We start from the raw sequence: 17,447 nt of genomic DNA on the forward strand, positions 1-17,447 counted from the left end.
TGCCGGCATCCTTTTTTACAACTAATTCCCTTTATAGATACCCGCTTCCAGAATGATGTCTCCGGAGCGAACCAGATAGGTAGATTTGGCTTCTACTTTTTTACTGACCGGATTGTTGTAACGGTAATCCACCCATCCTTTACCTTTGGTCTTGGCCAGCTCGACGATCTCTTTCCGGTACAACTTACCTTCCGCATCCGGCAGCTCCAGCATGTTTTTTCCGATCAGCTTTGGATTGATAGGGTGAGCAAGAATCGGACCGTCAATACTGCGGACATACAGATACAGATCACCGACGAGAAAATCCGGATTTTTTTGATTGATCTCCCGGATCAATGCCTCTTTCCCGTTTTTCTGCAAATAGTTGAGACCTTTGTTTACCATGGCGATGGCATCTTCAGGTTTGTCAGCAGCCTGACCCGTAACTGGCGCGGTCATGGCACAGACAGCAAGTATTGCAACGATGGTGTTCCTGATCAGCATGAAATTTTCCTTCCACAGAATACGCACATAGCGTGCTCTTCAGGGTAACCCATTTTTTCAAAAGAAAAAGCATTCTTTGCATCTTCCGTCACCAATTTGACTGGTATGAACGGAAATGGACGATTGACGCCGCTACATTCCTGCATTTGATCAGAAATCATGAACTCGTCCGGCATAGCTCTTCAAAACAGTAAATGTGTTGTTTAGAGTTTAATCTCTAATTATCCATATCGCGGCTGTTTTCATAGCGCGTGTCACAAACCAGCCATTTCGCCCTGTTATTTTTTTGCTGCGTCGCAAATTGACACCGATCTCCCGGATTTTGATACTGCGCTGCGATCGACAGAAAACCATCTCATCAGAAAAAGAATGCAGTTCCTGCTGATTGCTGTTCCGTACGGTGTTTAGTGATGTCCGTGATTGGGTGTTCCGATTTACCTTAACGAAGAGGGGGCAAAAGAATGAGCTTGAAACGTATTTTTCTGGCGGTGGCGGTTTTTTCCTTGTGGCTGTTTGCCGGCGTGGCGAGTGCTGCGAATTACACCTTGTGGGTCAATGGCCGCGGCGGTGGCGGCGTGATCGGTGATTACACCAGTTTCACTTACTGGGGACCGGCCAGCACAAATGCAGGCATCAACAAAAAAGCGGTGAACTGGGATGGCTATAACAGCATCGCATCGCAAAACGGAACTATCCGCGATGCGCTGGATTGTTTTTGCACAGGAAATAACTGGTGCTATATCGCCACCCACAGCGCCGGAGACCTGATGATGGGTTACACACTGGCGAATTATGGCGGCTCTGCCCGCGTCAAGAAAAACGCAGTGGCCAATTCTTCCGGCCAGTGCGGTGATGCCGACGGTACAACCCAGGTTGGATGGAATATTAAATGGGTCAGGGCAGCATCCGGAGCGGCAGGTGGTTCCGAGTTATCGGATGTCGGTTCCTGGGCAGTGAGCGAACCGCTGGTGCAGGATCTGAAAACCACGACGGCACGTGCCATGTACAACCACAACGATACACACAATGTCTGGTTCTACATGTATGCCGGCGCTAAGGGTGCCTGGTATTCCGGCATCCTGCCAGGGCAGGATGATTCAGCGGTCGCTTATCACAGCACTGGCGGTGTGGCAGGTTCTGCGGGACAGGCGTTATGTAATCCCGCTGACTGGTTTTGTAATGATCTGACGCTGGGAACCGCGGTCAACGAAGGTGGTTCCGTCAAGTGGGGGTATCATTCGGTGGCTTTCCGAGATGATGCCGAGGCCTTCAACCACTATGCCAACAGTAACTGGGAAGGGATTGTCTCAGTAGTCCGGGCGGCGATGGTCAGTAATGCCATCTGATTCGCCACGCAAGCCTGAGCCGCGCGGCTCAGGCCGCAGCCGGGACAAATCTGGCTCTGGCGCTGCGACCAGATACCGCTGGCGGTATCTGGTGACGGTGGCTGTGCTGATTGGTGTGCTGGTTTTACTGGTGAGCGGTAACTGGTTTGCAGAAGAAGTCGCGGCGAATACACCGGCCAAAAGCGACGGCAGTCATTTTTTGACTATGCCAGCCCGTAACGATCCGGTGTCTGCCAATCCAGCACAGGCGCGTGAGATACAGCGCCAGGCACTGCTCGCCCAATGGCTGCAGGCCGATCAGACTTTGTGCCAGTATCAGGACAGTACCCGTTATCCGAATTATTCCCGTCCGATTGCTGAACATCCTGATCAGGTGTATCCGAATCAGCTGATTACAGAATCCCACCCGATGCGCAAAAAGGGAGGCGGTACTGACCAGGAGGTTCAGATTCAGACCACCCAGTCGCGCGTGTATCTGGCTGCGGGAGAAAGCGTGCAGTTCACAATACAGGCGAAAAACAAGAGTGGGCAAATGCTGCCGCTGATAACGGATAGAGCGCTCGCCAGAGGGATTACCTACAATGCATCGCGCGAGGCGCCGCAGTCACCGGTGGCGATGTCGGACAGCGGTCGCGAGGGTGACCAGGTCGCCGGCGATGGTATTTACAGCGGTGTGCTGAATCCGGCGCAAACCGGCCTTGCAAGTTTTAACGGCACCATCCGCACAGAGCTCAGTTATACCGTCAACGGGCAGGCCGGCGTGGTTCTGTTTGATGTGATCTATTCACCTGAAGTCCCGGCAATCTGGGCCGGTCCGGTCCGGGAAAGCACGGAAGGCGGTGCGCTGCGTTTCATCCTGAAAGCCAATGTACAGATGCCGGGTCGCTATATCGTGCATGGCCGGGTTGACGACGCCAGAGGAAAACCGTTTGCGCTGGTGAGTTTCAATGATCTGCTGCCGCAGGGGAGTAATGATATTCCGCTTGTCGTGGCAGGCAATCTGCTCAGGGATCAGACGCCGGTTTTTCCGCTGACGCTGCGGGATGTGGATGCTTATCTGCTCAAAGAAAACACCGACCCTGACCGTGCGCTGATGCCGCGGATCGAAGGCACGGCTTATGTCAGCAAGACGTATCCGCTGAAAACGTTTTCCGATACGGAGTGGAGCAGTGAGGAACGCAGCCGTTATCTCACGGAGTTTGAAAAAGATGCAGGGCTGGCTAAAAATGCATTGATCAGTTTTGATCCTGATCTTGCGCGCCAGCCCCTGCCGCAGAGTGTGTGTTCTCAGAATAGAAACAATAAAACCCGTTAAAAATACCGGAGTGCGTCGTTTTTTGTGCAAATGAGCGGCATAGGAAATCGTATTCATCAGGTATGTTGCTGGCAGCATGGACAATGCTCCTGCAGCATCAGGATTTTTGGCGCGGTCTGACTGTGGTGGATGATTTTTCTGCACATTCTGCAGGAAACAGCATCATGCGTCTGAATGAAAAAAATGATTATTACCGGTGGTGCCAGCGGCATTGGTCTGGCAACTGCGGAACGTTGCCTGCAAGAGGGGGCTTCAGTTGCGATTGCCGATTTGCCTGGACCGACAGCGGAACAGGTGGTGGCCGGACTGAACGCCCGTTATTCCGGGCCCTGCTTTTTTATGTCGACTCATGTTTCATCCACTGAACAGGCCGATCGCCTGACTGTCGATACGGTCAGCGCATTTGGCCGGCTGGATGGTGTATTCAATAACGCCGGTATCAGCGGGTGAGCGCACGTCGGATTACAAAGCTGGCCGCATCCACCAGCGCAACCAGAATCAGCATTGCGATCATTACGCTGGCTGCAGCAGGCATCTGGAATAAGGACAAATGGTATTTCAACATTTGTCCCAAACCACCTGCACCGACGATACCGAGAATGCTGGCGGCCCGGATATTGTTTTCCCAGCGATACAGGGTATAAGACAGCATTTGCGGCAAGCCCTGCGGCAGCGCGGCATACAGGAATGCTGCGGCGGCACTGCTGCCATTGAGTCTGAGCGTGATTTCCGCGTCGGGTGGCAGGTTTTCCAGTGTCTCCGCAAACAGCCGCCCCAGTACCCCTGTCGTATGCATCGCCAGCGCCATGGTTCCGGCAAATGGCCCCAGTCCGGCAGCAATCAGCAAGACCGAAGCCCACACCAGTTCCGGTATCGAGCGCAGGATGTTGAGCAACAGCCGGGTGCTGTGTTTAGCCATACTGCCAGCCCGGCCACTCGCCGGCAATGCCAGCAGGATGCCACCCAATACAGCAATCAGGGTGCCGAGTGCAGACATCGAGAGCGTTTCCAGCGTTGCAATGGCAATTTTTTTTAGCATCGTCGCTGATACATCCGGCGGTAAGAAACCGAGCAGAAATTCCCGGACTTTGGCAGCGGCATCTGCGCTGAATAAACTGCACCAGTCCAACGACAGGCTGATAAAGCTGGCGACAACGACTATTGTCAGCATCAGCAGTATCAGTGCGGTTTTGACCTGCATCACCGGCGGTGCAGGCGGCAGGCCGGAATGCACGGATTGTTCCGGCAATGCCGGTGTATCGGGCTGCTGATGGCGGTTCATGCCAGCGCCTTCCTGAAATACTGGCTGACTGCATCGGCCACTGCAACCAGCAGCACAAATACCAGCAGCATGGTCGACACCTCTGCGCCTGCCAGCATTTTCATCGACTCATCCATGCGCTGACCGAGCCCGCCGGCACCGACGAAACCCATCACTACCGAACCGCGTATCGCGCATTCCCAGCGATACAGGGTATAAGACAATAATTCGGATGCAGCAGCCGGCAATATGCTATAAAGAAAAGTGGCAAGGCGCGGGCTGCCGTTGACCAGTAGTGTACGGCTGACGTGCACGTTGGTAGTATCAATGATTTCGGCATAGACTTTACCCAGCATTCCGCAGTAAGTCAGTGTAATAGCCAGCACGCCGGCAGTCGGCCCCAGACCGGTAATACGTACAAACAGCAATGCCCAGACCAGCTCCGGCACACTGCGCAACAAAACCAGCAGCCAGCGTATGATCTGACGCAGCAAGTGTGACCACGGATGCATGCGTCGCTGATACAGGGATGAGACCGATAATTGTTCAGTGATCAGCAGCGTCATCGGTATCGCCGCTATGATCGCCAGCGACACGCCTGCCGTCGCCATCGCGATGGTCTGCCAGGTGGCTTGCAGGACGAGCAGCAGAAAGTCCGGATCATGCGCAGGCGGGAAAAAGCTGCCCAGAAAGTGACCTGTTGCGGACAGGCTTTGCACGTCGAGCAGTGACCAAGGTTTGAATTCGGTGATGACCAGCTGCGGCCACAATAGCAGCAGTCCCAGCAGCATGATTGTCAGGCGTTTGCGCCATGCCGGATCAGGTGGGACAACAGTCCTGGGTTGCACTCGATTTGTCATGCTTTGAATTCAGCGTCAGGAACAACGGCTGTGGTCAGTCGCCAGCATCGTTTCCGATAGGGATGGCAAACCGGCGTTTGTAGTACGTATCTTGTCCGTGCTGCCTGCTTCATTATCTGGATTTGCAGCGGAAGCCGTGCCTGCATTCTGATACAGCCCGGCAATCATCTGATCGCTGACCTGATGGCTGTCAAATATGATTTTGCCGTTGCGCAGCCCGATGATGCGGTCAAAATGACGGCGCGCCAGATCAACCTGATGCAGACTGCAGATCAGACTCGCCTGACGTTCGCGGGCCGCCTGCTGCAATGCCTGCAGGGTTTGCAGCGCCAGCGTCGGATCGAGTGCGGACAAAGGTTCATCGACCACCAGCAGCTCAGCACCGGACAATAGCAGACGCGCCAGGCCGCAGCGCTGGCGCTCGCCGCCTGACAGATGATCCACCCGTTCATACAGCTTATGCTGCAAATGGAAACGGGATAAGGCATCAAACGCGGCGTGCGGGTCGCTGGGGTAGATCAGATTTTTGCAGGCCTGCAGAAAAGACCATTGCGGCAGGCGGCCAGCGAGCACCGCAGTCACGACACGCTGCCGCGGCGGCAAGGGGGGCGTCTGGGGTGCCAGAAACAGTTGCCGGCGCAGCCGGTGGCGTTGCGATCCGCTCAGTTGCCAGACTGCTTGTCCGTGAAAAAAATATTCACCTTGCACTGGTTCGCTGGCACAGGCGAGAGTCTGCAATAGCGTGGTTTTCCCGGCACCGGACGGCCCGATGACGGCAATCTGTTCACCCCGCCGGATTTGCAGAACGATGTCTTCCAGCGCCCAGCCGGCAGATCCGTGGCGCTTGCCCGAATACTGTACATACAGATGCCGCAGATCGACCTGCGGTGACTGCTGCATCGTCATTACTTCAGCAGCCCGGCATTGTGCGCAGCGGCTTCGATCGCTTTGTAATTGTCCGCTTTGGTCGGGATGAAGCGGGCAGTGCGCTGCAGATCAAGAATTTCCTTGTCTTCGGCCTTACCCGCATCCAGCGATAAAAAGGCATCGCTGATTTTTTTGCGTAATTCTGCAGGCATGTCGGTGCGGACAGACCAGTTATAGTCAAAATAGCCCGGTGTGGTGTAGAACACGTGAACTTGCCGGGTATCGACCTTGTTTTGCGCCACCAGTTTTTCCCAGACTGAAATATTCAGTGCTCCGGCATCGACTTTTCCGCCGGATACGGCCGCGACCGTTGCATCATGCGCACCAGAAAATGCGATCCGCTTCAGGTCAGTATCAGGATTGATTTTCGCTGCCAGCAGATAAGAGCGCGGCATCAGATGACCTGAGGTCGAGGATTCAGAACCAAAGCTGAAGGTCTTGCCTTTCAGGTCTTCCAGTTTGCGGATGTCCTGGTGAGTGGTAATGAAAACGGACTTGAATTTCTCGTCTTCTTCGCGCTGTACCAGGGGGATGACCTGATCTTTGCTGCGGGCTTTGGCTTGTACAAAGGTGAAACCGCCGAACCAGACCATATCGAGTTTTTTATTGATCAGCCCCTCAACGGATGCTGCATAGTCCGTGACCGGAATAAACTCGATTTTCATGCCGAGTTTTTTTTCCAGATAACTGCCAAGCGGCTTGAATTTTCGTTGCAACTCGGTCGGTGCTTCATCCGGGATGGCAGAAACACGCAATACCTGCGCCGATTGCTGCGCAAAGCTGAGGCCGGCCAAGGTCAGCAGAGATGTTGCAAGCAGGGTCTGGAAGCAGCGGCGGGAAACAGAAAGGCGAGAGGAAAAAGTCATGATGAAATGAAAAAATCAGTAATGATGAAAGAAGAAATAGTTTGCCAGAGAAAAATGACCTGATTACATCTGCATCAATGCGGCAGCCTCTGACTCAAAGCAGGGAGAATCAGTGTTTGGAGGCCGGTGTTGAAAGTGATCTGGACTGTTCCGTCAACGATGGCAGAGACAGAAAAAATATCCGGTTACGACCATTGTTTTTGGCTGCATACAAAGCGGCATCCGCAGTCTTTAACAACGCAGCAGAATCGAGCAGGGCATCCTTTGAAAAATGACTGAAGCCAATACTGATGCTGATATGCGGGCTGGCCAGCGATTTCTCGTGCGGGATGTGCAGATCACGAATGGCATTCTGTAATTTTTCTGCAAACTGCATTGCCGATTCCTGGGAAATATTGGGCAACATCAGTACAAATTCCTCACCGCCAAAGCGTGCCAGCACGTCGCTGGCACGCAGCAGCTGTGACTTGAGCGCACCCGCCACCTGTACCAGCGCCTTGTCACCGGCAACATGGCCATAGTAATCATTGAATTGCTTGAAAAAATCAATGTCCACCATAAACACAGACAGACTGGTGCCATGTCGTACCGCCTGCGCCAGCGCCATTTTGAAATGTTCGTCGAAAAAGCGGCGGTTATAAATACCGGTCAGACTATCCGTGGTGGCTTCCTTTTTCAACAGCTCGGAATGGGAGCGCAATATTTTTTCGCGTTTGATGGATGTCGTGGAGTCGGTGATCTGGATCAGGCACTGACGTTCTCCGCCCACCTCCAGCGGCGTGAGTGTAATGGATTGGTGAATCCGTTTTTTCTCACGGTTTTTATCGTTCCGTTCGTAGAGCGGTAACGGGCTGCGGTGCAAGGCATTCGACAGGATGACAGGTAATCTGTAATCGATGGTTTTTGTAATCGCCAAAGTGAATGCCGTGCTGGGTGGCTCATCAAAAATAGCGGTAATATATTGCCCGATGGCGGCGCTGGCTTCGATATTGCTGCGCTTTTCCACCCAGTCATTCCACAGCCGGATCTGATTGTTTCTGTCAACCACAATCAGGCCGACGCTGATCGTGTTGAAAATCTGGTTCAGTACTTCAGAAGCAAACTGCACCGACATCAGATTTCTCCCAGAAAACGCTCGATTTGCGTCATCAGACTGCTCAGGGAAGTGGAACTCAGCAGGAAAATCAGATGACCTTCGGAGTGGCGTTTTTCTATCGCAAGATCAATGTGCAGCAACAGGATGTATTGCTGATCCTGATCCTGATCGGGGCAGATACGGTTGAAAATTTCATCCATGGTCGCTACGCTGTAATCCGGCAATGAGCAGTTCAGCGGCACGTTGAGCATGTCAGCCATGGCAGACAGGCAGGCATTGAGGATGATATTGCCAAGCTCGCACATCGCTTCCTGCTCGAATTCGGCCAGGTCTTCGATGCTGATCTGGGAGCCCATCATGTCGCGCACGATTTCCAGTGCATGTTCTTCGGTGAACAGCAAAATCGCCTCGGCATCGAAAGATCCGCTGAACGTCTGATGCACAGCGCCAAAACGGTCGGAGCGCGGCCCCATCAAGGTGTCATCAATGTCGGAAGCCTTACGGATTTCCACCGAGGGTACGGACAGGCGAACTTCATCGCCGACAATCTCAGAAAGGCTCGCTGCTGCGCGGCCAGCGCCTACATTGAAAACCTCACTTAACGCATCGATATGAAGTTCGCTCAGACTGTTCATTGTCCGCTCACGAAATAATCGACAACGATGCCAATGGATTTCTCAGTTACGGGTTTCGCGACAAAAATAGTACCGATGGAATTGGCTCTGGTTTGCATGGCATCCTGCACATTGGCGGAAAAAATAGCAATACGCATTGCAGGATGGGCTTTTAGTAAGGCTTCCGCGGCATCAGTACCCAGCATGCCAGGCATGTTGATGTCCATGGTGCAGAAATCCGGATGATGCTCTGCTGCTACGCGCAGAGCTTCCTCGCCGGAGCCGGCTTCTGCAAATTCCCAGTCTGGCTGTGCCGCTTTGATATGTGCGCGGATCACCATGCGGGAGACTTTGCTGTCGTCAACGATCAGGAGTTTTTTCATTATTGTCTGAGGAATGTGGGTAGTTGGAACCATGTGAATCTGGTCTCATGCCAGTCAGTTCACTTTAGCCCGATATTCTACCCCAGAGAAATAGGCTTTTTCCTGGTTCAACATAGATTAATTTACGTTAAAAAATATTGATTTATGGCAATTTTCGCTTAATTTCCTTTCTTCAGTCTGCGCCACAGCGTAGTCCGGCTGACGCCGAGATGGGCGGCGACGGCTTCCCGGTTGTTGTCAAAGCGCTGCATCAGCGCTGTCAGGTCTGCCACCTTGTCTGCCGTGCCTCGGTTGTTTGTTGGCGGGGTAGTTATCGTATCTGATGTATGTGTGGCCGGTGAGGCGATGTCGATCCACAATTCGGGCAGGATGCGGGCCAGGAATGCCGGGCTCAGCGCCTGCAGTGGTTCTGCGGCCAGAAATAGCGCAAGACGTTCCATCATATTGCGCATTTCTCGCACATTGCCCGGCCAGTCGTAATGTTCCAGCAGCGCGGTGCAACTGCTGATTTCGGCATGCAGATTCGGATGCGGTCTGGCGCCCATCGCGGCCAGCGCCTGTTTCAGGCACCATTCTGCCAGTGGCATGATGTCTGTCCGGCGTTCACGCAGGGGGGGCAAGCTCAGCCGCAGGACGGCCAGCCGGTAAAACAGGTCGGCGCGGAATTTTCCTTCCCGCACCCGTGTTTCCAGATCGCAGTGGGTGGCGCTGACGATGCGCACATCCACCGGCACCGGGCGCACACCGCCGACGCGGACGATTTCGCGCTCTTCCAGTACCCGCAGCAGCCGGGTCTGCAGGTTCAGCGGCATTTCGCCGATCTCATCCAGAAACAGGGTGCCGCGGCTTGCGGCTTCAAACAGACCTGCATGGCCGCCGCGCCGCGCGCCGGTGAACGCGCCCTCGTCGTAACCAAATAATTCTGATTCCAGCAAGGATTCGGCAATCGCGCCGCAATTGATGGCCACAAATGGCTGCCGCGCCCGCGGGCTTTCGCGGTGAATGGCCTGCGCCGCGAGTTCCTTGCCGGTGCCGGTTTCACCCTGCAGCAACACGGTGGCCGGCGAGCGGGCAAACAGGGTGACGGTGCGGCGGATTTCCTGCATGGATACCGAATCGCCACGCAGATCGTTGAGTCCGTGCCGGGCGCGCAGGGCGTCGCTGGCCGGATGATGCCTGCCCCGCGCCGATTCGAGGCGGGTGATGCGCGCAATTTCGAGCGCATCGTCAAAAGCCTGCCGGATGGAGGCGGATGAATACATGAAAATCCCGTTCAGCCCGGCTTCTTCCGCCAGATCGGTAATCAGGCCGGCACCGACAATCGCCTGAATGCCTGCGGCTTTCAGTTCGCGGATCTGGGCGCGGGCATCCTGTTCGGTCACGTAGGTGCGCTGTTCCAGCTGAAAGCCGAATGTGGTTTTGAAATCGCTCAGCTCCGGCACGGTTTCCTGATAGGTGATCAGGCCGATTTCCGGTGAAATCTTGCGTGCCCGCGCCAGCGCCTGCATGACGTCGAAACCACTGGCTTTGGCAATGACGACCGGTACCGGCAGGCGGCTTTTCAGATAGGCGCCGTTGGAGCCGGCAGCGATCACGGCGTCGCATCGTTCGGTCAGCAGCCTTTCTCGGATGTGCTGGACGGCTTCTTCAAAACCCAGCTGCAGCGGAACGATATCGGCGTTGGCATCGTATTCCAGCATGATGTCGCGAAACATGTCGAACAGGCGGGAAATGGATACTGTCCAGATGACGGGCTTGTCCTGGACGTCGCGTGGGAGTGGCGGTAGTTTCATACTTGTTTCATGTTTCAAATAAATGTTTCAATTGAAGTGTATTATGAAACAAAATATCGCTGTAAGGCAATGAATTTTCCTGTCTGTGAGGATGCTGAAGATGATTAAGCCCTTGATTTTTATACGCTCTGATCTATTCTTTGGCGTTACCGCCTGATGCTGGCACACGGTTTGCAATATGCTGTGCTGACGTTGTTCAACATGGAGTCTGGTAACGATCTGGTCGCCAGCCCTTCACCGGAAAGAAAACAATACGATGAGTCAATACTCCGCAGGTGCCGCCTTCCGTAAGGCGATGCAAGAAGAATCCCCGTTGCAGGTGGTCGGGGCGATCAACGCCAATCACGCTTTGCTGGCCAAACGTGCCGGCTTTAAGGCGATTTATCTGTCCGGCGGCGGTGTGGCGGCAGGTTCGCTCGGCTTGCCCGACCTCGGCATTTCCAATCTGGATGATGTGCTGACCGATGTGCGCCGCATCACCGATGTCTGCGATTTGCCTTTGCTGGTGGACGTGGATACCGGCTTTGGCGCTTCGGCGTTCAATGTGGCTCGCACCGTGAAATCGATGATTAAATTCGGCGCAGCAGCCATGCACATTGAAGACCAGGTCGGCGCCAAGCGCTGCGGTCATCGCCCGGGTAAGGAAATCGTATCGAAGCAGGAAATGGTGGACCGCGTGAAGGCTGCAGTGGATGCCCGTACGGATGAAAATTTCGTGATCATGGCACGCACCGATGCGCTGGCAGTCGAAGGGCTGGAGGCAGCAATTGAACGGGCACAGGCTTGCGTCGAAGCGGGTGCTGACATGATTTTCCCGGAAGCGATCACTCAGCTGGAGATGTATCAGCAGTTTGCCAGCGCGGTCAAGGTGCCGATTCTCGCCAATATCACCGAATTCGGTTCCACGCCGCTGTACACCGTGGAAGAACTGAAATCTGCCGATGTCGGTCTGGTGCTGTATCCGCTGTCGGCATTCCGCGCCATGAATAAAGCGGCCGAAAATGTGTATACCGCGATCCGCCGTGACGGCTCGCAGAAAAATGTGGTTGATACCATGCAGACCCGTATGGAACTGTATGAACGCATCAACTACCACACGTTTGAACAGAAACTTGATGCGCTGTTTGCACAGCAGAAAAGCAAATAAGACCGTGCATCAGATGCTATAAGCCGGATTCTCTGCTACCTATCCAATAAATCGCATGCAATAAAACACATACTCCCCCTTGTTTTTATTAAAAATGGTCTGATGCCCTTGATTAGAAAGGGCTTTAAAGAATACTGGAGGGGAGTATATATCTATCATTTCGGGAGATTATCATGACTGAAGCCGTTCCTTTCAAACCCAAAAAATCCGTTGCCCTGTCTGGCGTTACTGCCGGCAATACGGCACTGTGCACTGTCGGTAAAACCGGCAACGACCTGCATTACCGAGGTTACGACATTCTGGATGTGGCTGACGCCTGCGAGTTTGAAGAAATTGCGCATCTGCTGGTGCATGGCAAATTACCGACTGTCGCCGAACTGCGTGCCTACAAGGCCAAGCTCAAGGCGTTACGCGGTCTGCCAGCCAATGTGAAAGCTGCGCTGGAATGGCTGCCTGCATCGTCGCATCCGATGGATGTGATGCGTACCGGTGTGTCTGCACTGGGTTGCGTTTTGCCGGAAAAAGACGACCATAACACACCGGGCGCACGCGATATCGCTGATCGCCTGATGGCGTCGCTGGGCTCCATGCTCCTGTACTGGTATCACTACAGCCACAATGGAAAACGGATCGAAACCGAAACCGACGATGAGTCGATCGGTGGTCATTTCCTGCATCTGCTGCATGGCGAACAACCAAGCGCACTGTGGGAAAAAGCCATGCACACCTCACTGATCCTGTATGCGGAGCATGAATTCAACGCATCGACATTTACTGGCCGCGTGATCGCCGGTACCGGTTCCGACATGTATTCCGCGATTACCGGCGCAATTGGCGCGCTGCGTGGTCCTAAGCATGGCGGTGCGAACGAGGTGGCCTTTGAAATCCAGAAACGTTACGACAATCCGGACGAAGCGGAAGCAGACATCAAGAAACGCGTTGAAAACAAAGAAGTCGTGATCGGTTTCGGCCATCCGGTTTATACCATTTCCGATCCGCGCAACAAAGTCATCAAGGAAGTTGCACGCAATCTGTCTAAAGACGCTGGCTCCATGAAGATGTTTGACATTGCAGAACGTCTGGAAACCGTGATGTGGGATATCAAAAAGATGTTCCCGAACCTGGACTGGTTCTCTGCGGTGTCTTATCACATGATGGGCGTGCCGACAGCGATGTTCACGCCGCTGTTTGTGATTGCCCGCACGTCAGGCTGGGCTGCGCACATCATTGAACAGCGCATCGACAACAAGATCATCCGTCCGAGTGCGAATTATGTGGGCCCGGAAGATCTGAAATTTGTACCGATCAAGGACCGTCAGTAAAACGGGAAGTCAGCCGTGCTGCCATCGGCATCGCGGCTGGCCTTCTGCCTGAGCCTGTCTGATGTGCCTGATGCTGTCGCGGTACGGCAGACAATTCCCCCGGAATCTGAACCCATTTTCTGACTTATCATGAATACTCAATATCGCAAATCCCTGCCCGGTACCGCGCTGGATTTTTTTGATGCCCGTGCTGCGGTGGATGCCATTGCTCCCGGCGCTTATGACCGCCTTCCTTACACATCGCGCGTGCTGGCCGAGAATCTGGTCCGCCGTTGCGACCCGGAGACGCTGACAGCCTCGCTGAAACAACTGATCGAACGCAAACGCGAACTCGATTTTCCGTGGTTCCCGGCACGCGTGGTCTGCCACGACATTCTCGGCCAGACCGCGTTGGTGGATCTGGCTGGTTTGCGTGATGCGATTGCCGATCAGGGCGGTGATCCTGCCAAGGTCAATCCGGTGGTGCCGGTGCAGCTGATCGTCGATCATTCGCTGGCGGTGGAGTGCGGCGGTTTTGATCCGCAGGCATTTGAGAAAAATCGTGCGATTGAAGACCGTCGTAACGAAGACCGCTTCCATTTCATCGACTGGACCAAGCGCGCTTTCAAAAATGTGGATGTGATCCCGCCAGGCAACGGCATCATGCACCAGATCAATCTGGAACGCATGTCGCCGGTGATTCACGCAGATCAGGGGGTGGCTTATCCCGATACCTGCGTCGGTACTGACAGCCACACCCCGCATGTGGATGCGCTCGGCGTGATCGCTATCGGCGTCGGCGGTCTGGAGGCGGAAAACGTTATGCTGGGGCGCGCATCGTGGATGCGCCTGCCGGACATCATCGGCGTCGAACTCAGCGGTAAGCCACAGCCCGGCATTACCGCGACCGACATCGTGCTGGCGCTGACTGAATTTTTGCGCAAATCCAAAGTCGTTGGTGCCTATCTGGAATTCTACGGTCCGGGTGCTGCCGCGCTGACGCTGGGTGACCGCGCCACCATTTCCAATATGGCGCCGGAATACGGTGCCACCGCAGCGATGTTCAGCATCGATCAGCAGACCATCGATTATCTGCGCCTGACCGGCCGTACCGACGAGCAGGTCCATTTGGTAGAAACGTATGCGAAACAGGCGGGTCTGTGGTCCGACGCGCTGAAAACGGCAGAATACGAACGTGTGCTGACATTCGATCTGTCCACCGTCGTGCGCAACATGGCCGGTCCGTCCAATCCGCATGCACGACTGGCGACATCTGAACTGGCAGCCAAGGGCATTGCCGCACCGTGGCAGCAGGAAGACGGCAAGATGCCGGATGGCGCCGTCATCATTGCCGCCATCACTAGCTGCACGAACACCAGTAACCCGCGTAATGTGATTGCCGCTGGCCTGCTGGCACGCAATGCAAACCGTCTGGGACTGGTGCGCAAACCCTGGGTCAAATCTTCACTGGCGCCCGGTTCCAAAGCAGTGACGCTGTATCTGCAGGAAGCCGGACTGATGAACGAGCTGGAGCAGCTCGGCTTTGGCGTCGTTGCGTATGCCTGCACGTCTTGCAACGGTATGTCCGGCGCACTCGATCCGGTGATCCAGAAAGAAATTGTAGACCGTGATCTGTATGCCACGGCTGTGCTGTCAGGTAATCGTAATTTCGATGGCCGCATTCATCCTTATGCCAAGCAGGCTTTCCTGGCTTCGCCACCGCTGGTGGTCGCTTACGCGATTGCCGGTACGGTCCGCTTTGATATTGAAAAAGATGTGCTGACCGTGGTTGACGGTAAAGAAATCCGCCTGAAAGATATCTGGCCGACCGACGAGGAAATTGATGCGATCGTGAAATCCAGCGTTAAGCCGGAAATGTTCCGACAGGTGTATGAGCCAATGTTTACTCTCCGCGCAGATCAGGGGCCGGCAGTCAGCCCGCTGTACGACTGGCGCCCGATGTCTACCTATATCCGTCGTCCGCCATACTGGGAAGGCGCACTGGCCGGAGCACGCACGCTCACAGGCATGCGTCCGCTGGCAGTATTGCCGGACAACATTACAACCGATCACTTGTCACCATCGAATGCGATCATGCTTGACAGTGCGGCAGGTGCTTACCTCGCGAAAATGGGTTTGCCGGAAGAAGACTTCAATTCCTACGCAACCCATCGCGGCGATCATTTGACTGCGCAGCGCGCGACCTTTGCGAATCCGACATTGAAGAATGAAATGGTGCAGGTCGATGGCAAAGTGAAAGCCGGTTCACTGGCACGCATAGAGCCAGAAGGCAAAGTGACCCGCATGTGGGAAGCGATTGAAACCTACATGGAGCGCAAGCAGCCATTGATCATCATCGCCGGCGCGGATTACGGTCAGGGTTCCTCGCGTGACTGGGCCGCCAAAGGTGTACGTCTTGCGGGTGTGGAAGCGATTGCCGCAGAAGGTTTTGAGCGTATTCACCGCACCAATCTGATCGGTATGGGTGTGCTGCCGCTGGAATTCAAGCCCGGTGTCAATCGCCTGACACTCGGAATCGACGGTACGGAAACCTACGATGTGGTCGGTGAGCGCAAACCGCGTGCTGACTTGCTGTTGGTGATACACCGCGCCAATGGCGAACGGGTGGAAGTGCCAATGACCTGCCGCCTCGATACCGCAGAAGAGGTATCGATTTATGAAGCCGGTGGCGTGTTGCAGCGGTTTGCCCAGGATTTCCTGGAATCGTCGAAAGCGGCTTGATCCTTACCGGAAGCCGGTGCGGACGTGTGCAGCATTCCGGGCACATTTCCCGCCGGTGCATTCAGGAGCAAATATTCATGGTCCATGTAGCACAAATCAAAATCCCCGCCACCTACATCCGTGGCGGCACCAGTAAAGGCGTGTTTTTCCGTGTGCAGGATTTACCGGCGGCGGCACAGGTTCCCGGTGTGGCGCGCGATGCTTTGCTGTTGCGTGTCATCGGCAGTCCCGATCCTTATGGCAAGCAGATTGACGGCATGGGCGGTGCCACTTCCAGTACCAGTAAAACGGTGATCCTGGCGAAATCGGCGCGTCCGGATCACGATGTCGATTACCTGTTCGGCCAGGTCTCGATCGACAAGGCATTCGTTGACTGGAGCGGCAACTGCGGCAATTTGTCTGCAGCGGTCGGCTCTTTTGCAATCAGTGGCGGTCTGGTGGATGCAGCCCGGGTGCCGCACAATGGTGTCTGCACGGTGCGTATCTGGCAGGCCAACATCGGCAAAACAATCATTGCGCACGTGCCCGTCACCAATGGTGAAGTGCAGGAAACCGGTGATTTTGAGCTGGACGGTGTGACTTTTCCGGCTGCCGAAGTACAACTCGAATTTTTAGATCCGGCTGATGAAGGCGAGGGGGATGGCGGGGGAGCGATGTTCCCGACCGGAAATCTGGTCGATACGCTGGACGTGCCGGGAATCGGTGCACTGACGGTCACGATGATCAATGCCGGGATTCCGACAATTTTTGTGAATGCCGCAGCCCTTGGCTATACCGGTACAGAGCTGCAGGATGCCATTAATGGCGATCCTGAGGCCTTGGCCATTTTCGAAACCATCCGGGCTCACGGTGCCGTTCGCATGGGACTCATCAGCAAAGTTGAGGACGCAGTTCAGCGTCAGCATACGCCGAAGGTGGCATTTGTTGCGCCGGCGGCAGATTACATCGCGTCCAGCGGCAAACAGGTCAGAGCAGCTGATATTGATCTGCTGGTCCGTGCGCTGTCGATGGGAAAACTGCACCATGCGATGATGGGCACGGCAGCCGTTGCCATTGGCACAGCGGCCGCGATACCCGGCACGCTGGTGAATCTGGCGGCGGGCGGCGGTCAGCGTCAGGCTGTGCGCTTCGGACATCCGTCCGGCACCTTGCGGGTAGGCGCCGAAGCTACGCAGGAAAATGGCGAATGGTGCGTCAGAAAAGCGATCATGAGCCGCAGCGCCCGGGTATTGATGGAAGGCTGGGTCCGGATTCCCGGCGACAGTTTCTAAAATAGCAGACGACCAGATACGATGAATCATTCTCAAAAAACG

Annotated in this window: 16 protein-coding genes; 7 read left to right on the forward strand and 9 right to left on the reverse strand. The window is 54.9% G+C overall.

Features of this window, described 5'->3' with window-relative positions:
* Positions 1-21 precede the first annotated feature (21 nt).
* Positions 22-483: a cache domain-containing protein gene (locus tag HV832_RS15715; protein ID WP_223827324.1), complete on the reverse strand. Its 462-nt coding sequence runs from the start codon at positions 481-483 to the stop codon at positions 22-24.
* A gap of 461 nt (positions 484-944) precedes the next feature.
* Between HV832_RS15715 and HV832_RS15720 the strand changes: the two genes are divergently transcribed.
* The 3 genes from HV832_RS15720 (at position 945) to HV832_RS15730 (ending at position 3,594) form a co-directional block, all read left to right on the forward strand.
* Positions 945-1,829 carry a hypothetical protein gene (locus tag HV832_RS15720; protein ID WP_176804802.1) on the forward strand — a complete coding sequence of 295 codons (885 nt, stop codon included), beginning with the start codon at positions 945-947 and terminating at the stop codon, positions 1,827-1,829.
* Positions 1,819-3,144, forward strand: a complete 1,326-nt coding sequence (locus tag HV832_RS15725) for a choice-of-anchor X domain-containing protein (protein WP_176804803.1) — start codon at positions 1,819-1,821, stop codon at positions 3,142-3,144. Before HV832_RS15720 ends, HV832_RS15725 begins: the two co-directional genes overlap by 11 nt.
* 174 nt (positions 3,145-3,318) lie before the next feature.
* Positions 3,319-3,594: an SDR family NAD(P)-dependent oxidoreductase gene (locus HV832_RS15730; RefSeq protein WP_176804804.1), complete on the forward strand. Its 276-nt coding sequence runs from the start codon at positions 3,319-3,321 to the stop codon at positions 3,592-3,594.
* Here the strand turns inward: HV832_RS15730 and phnE are convergent.
* The 8 genes from phnE to prpR form a co-directional block, all read right to left on the reverse strand.
* Positions 3,584-4,426, reverse strand: coding sequence for a phosphonate ABC transporter, permease protein PhnE (phnE, locus tag HV832_RS15735; protein ID WP_399311144.1), 843 nt, complete (start codon positions 4,424-4,426; stop codon positions 3,584-3,586). The two genes, HV832_RS15730 and phnE, sit on opposite strands and share 11 nt — an antisense overlap.
* Positions 4,423-5,265: a PhnE/PtxC family ABC transporter permease gene (locus tag HV832_RS15740; protein WP_176804805.1), complete on the reverse strand. Its 843-nt coding sequence runs from the start codon at positions 5,263-5,265 to the stop codon at positions 4,423-4,425. Before HV832_RS15740 ends, phnE begins: the two co-directional genes overlap by 4 nt.
* A gap of 15 nt (positions 5,266-5,280) precedes the next feature.
* Positions 5,281-6,165, reverse strand: coding sequence for a phosphonate ABC transporter ATP-binding protein (locus HV832_RS15745; RefSeq protein ID WP_317889335.1), 885 nt, complete (start codon positions 6,163-6,165; stop codon positions 5,281-5,283).
* A 5-nt stretch (positions 6,166-6,170) separates the two neighbouring features.
* Positions 6,171-7,058 carry a putative selenate ABC transporter substrate-binding protein gene (locus HV832_RS15750; RefSeq protein WP_176804807.1) on the reverse strand — a complete coding sequence of 296 codons (888 nt, stop codon included), beginning with the start codon at positions 7,056-7,058 and terminating at the stop codon, positions 6,171-6,173.
* Between the two features lie 109 nt (positions 7,059-7,167).
* Positions 7,168-8,172: a sensor domain-containing diguanylate cyclase gene (locus HV832_RS15755; protein ID WP_176804808.1), complete on the reverse strand. Its 1,005-nt coding sequence runs from the start codon at positions 8,170-8,172 to the stop codon at positions 7,168-7,170.
* Positions 8,172-8,789: a chemotaxis protein CheC gene (locus HV832_RS15760; RefSeq protein ID WP_176804809.1), complete on the reverse strand. Its 618-nt coding sequence runs from the start codon at positions 8,787-8,789 to the stop codon at positions 8,172-8,174. Before HV832_RS15760 ends, HV832_RS15755 begins: the two co-directional genes overlap by 1 nt.
* Positions 8,786-9,151 carry a response regulator transcription factor gene (locus HV832_RS15765; protein ID WP_176804810.1) on the reverse strand — a complete coding sequence of 122 codons (366 nt, stop codon included), beginning with the start codon at positions 9,149-9,151 and terminating at the stop codon, positions 8,786-8,788. Before HV832_RS15765 ends, HV832_RS15760 begins: the two co-directional genes overlap by 4 nt.
* A gap of 158 nt (positions 9,152-9,309) precedes the next feature.
* The gene (gene prpR / locus HV832_RS15770; protein WP_176804811.1) at positions 9,310-10,944 is read right to left on the reverse strand and encodes a propionate catabolism operon regulatory protein PrpR; all 1,635 of its coding nucleotides are present in this window, start codon (positions 10,942-10,944) and stop codon (positions 9,310-9,312) included.
* Between the two features lie 256 nt (positions 10,945-11,200).
* Here prpR and prpB point away from each other — a divergent pair, with 256 nt between their 5' ends.
* From prpB to prpF, 4 genes are all read left to right on the forward strand, one after another.
* Entirely contained in the window at positions 11,201-12,091 is an 891-nt protein-coding gene (gene prpB / locus HV832_RS15775; protein ID WP_176804812.1) for a methylisocitrate lyase, read from the forward strand.
* A gap of 173 nt (positions 12,092-12,264) precedes the next feature.
* Complete coding sequence (gene prpC / locus HV832_RS15780) at positions 12,265-13,413, forward strand: bifunctional 2-methylcitrate synthase/citrate synthase (protein ID WP_176804813.1); 1,149 nt, start codon at positions 12,265-12,267, stop codon at positions 13,411-13,413.
* A 129-nt stretch (positions 13,414-13,542) separates the two neighbouring features.
* Positions 13,543-16,134, forward strand: a complete 2,592-nt coding sequence (gene acnD, locus HV832_RS15785; RefSeq protein WP_176804814.1) for a Fe/S-dependent 2-methylisocitrate dehydratase AcnD — start codon at positions 13,543-13,545, stop codon at positions 16,132-16,134.
* Positions 16,135-16,211: 77 nt separating this feature from the next.
* The gene (gene prpF / locus HV832_RS15790) at positions 16,212-17,405 is read left to right on the forward strand and encodes a 2-methylaconitate cis-trans isomerase PrpF (protein ID WP_176804815.1); all 1,194 of its coding nucleotides are present in this window, start codon (positions 16,212-16,214) and stop codon (positions 17,403-17,405) included.
* The last annotated feature ends 42 nt before the right edge of the window (positions 17,406-17,447 follow it).

Source organism: Cognatundibacterium oligocarboniphilum, from assembly GCF_013377855.1.
Classification (GTDB): Bacteria; Pseudomonadota; Gammaproteobacteria; order Burkholderiales; family Burkholderiaceae_D; genus Undibacterium; species Undibacterium oligocarboniphilum.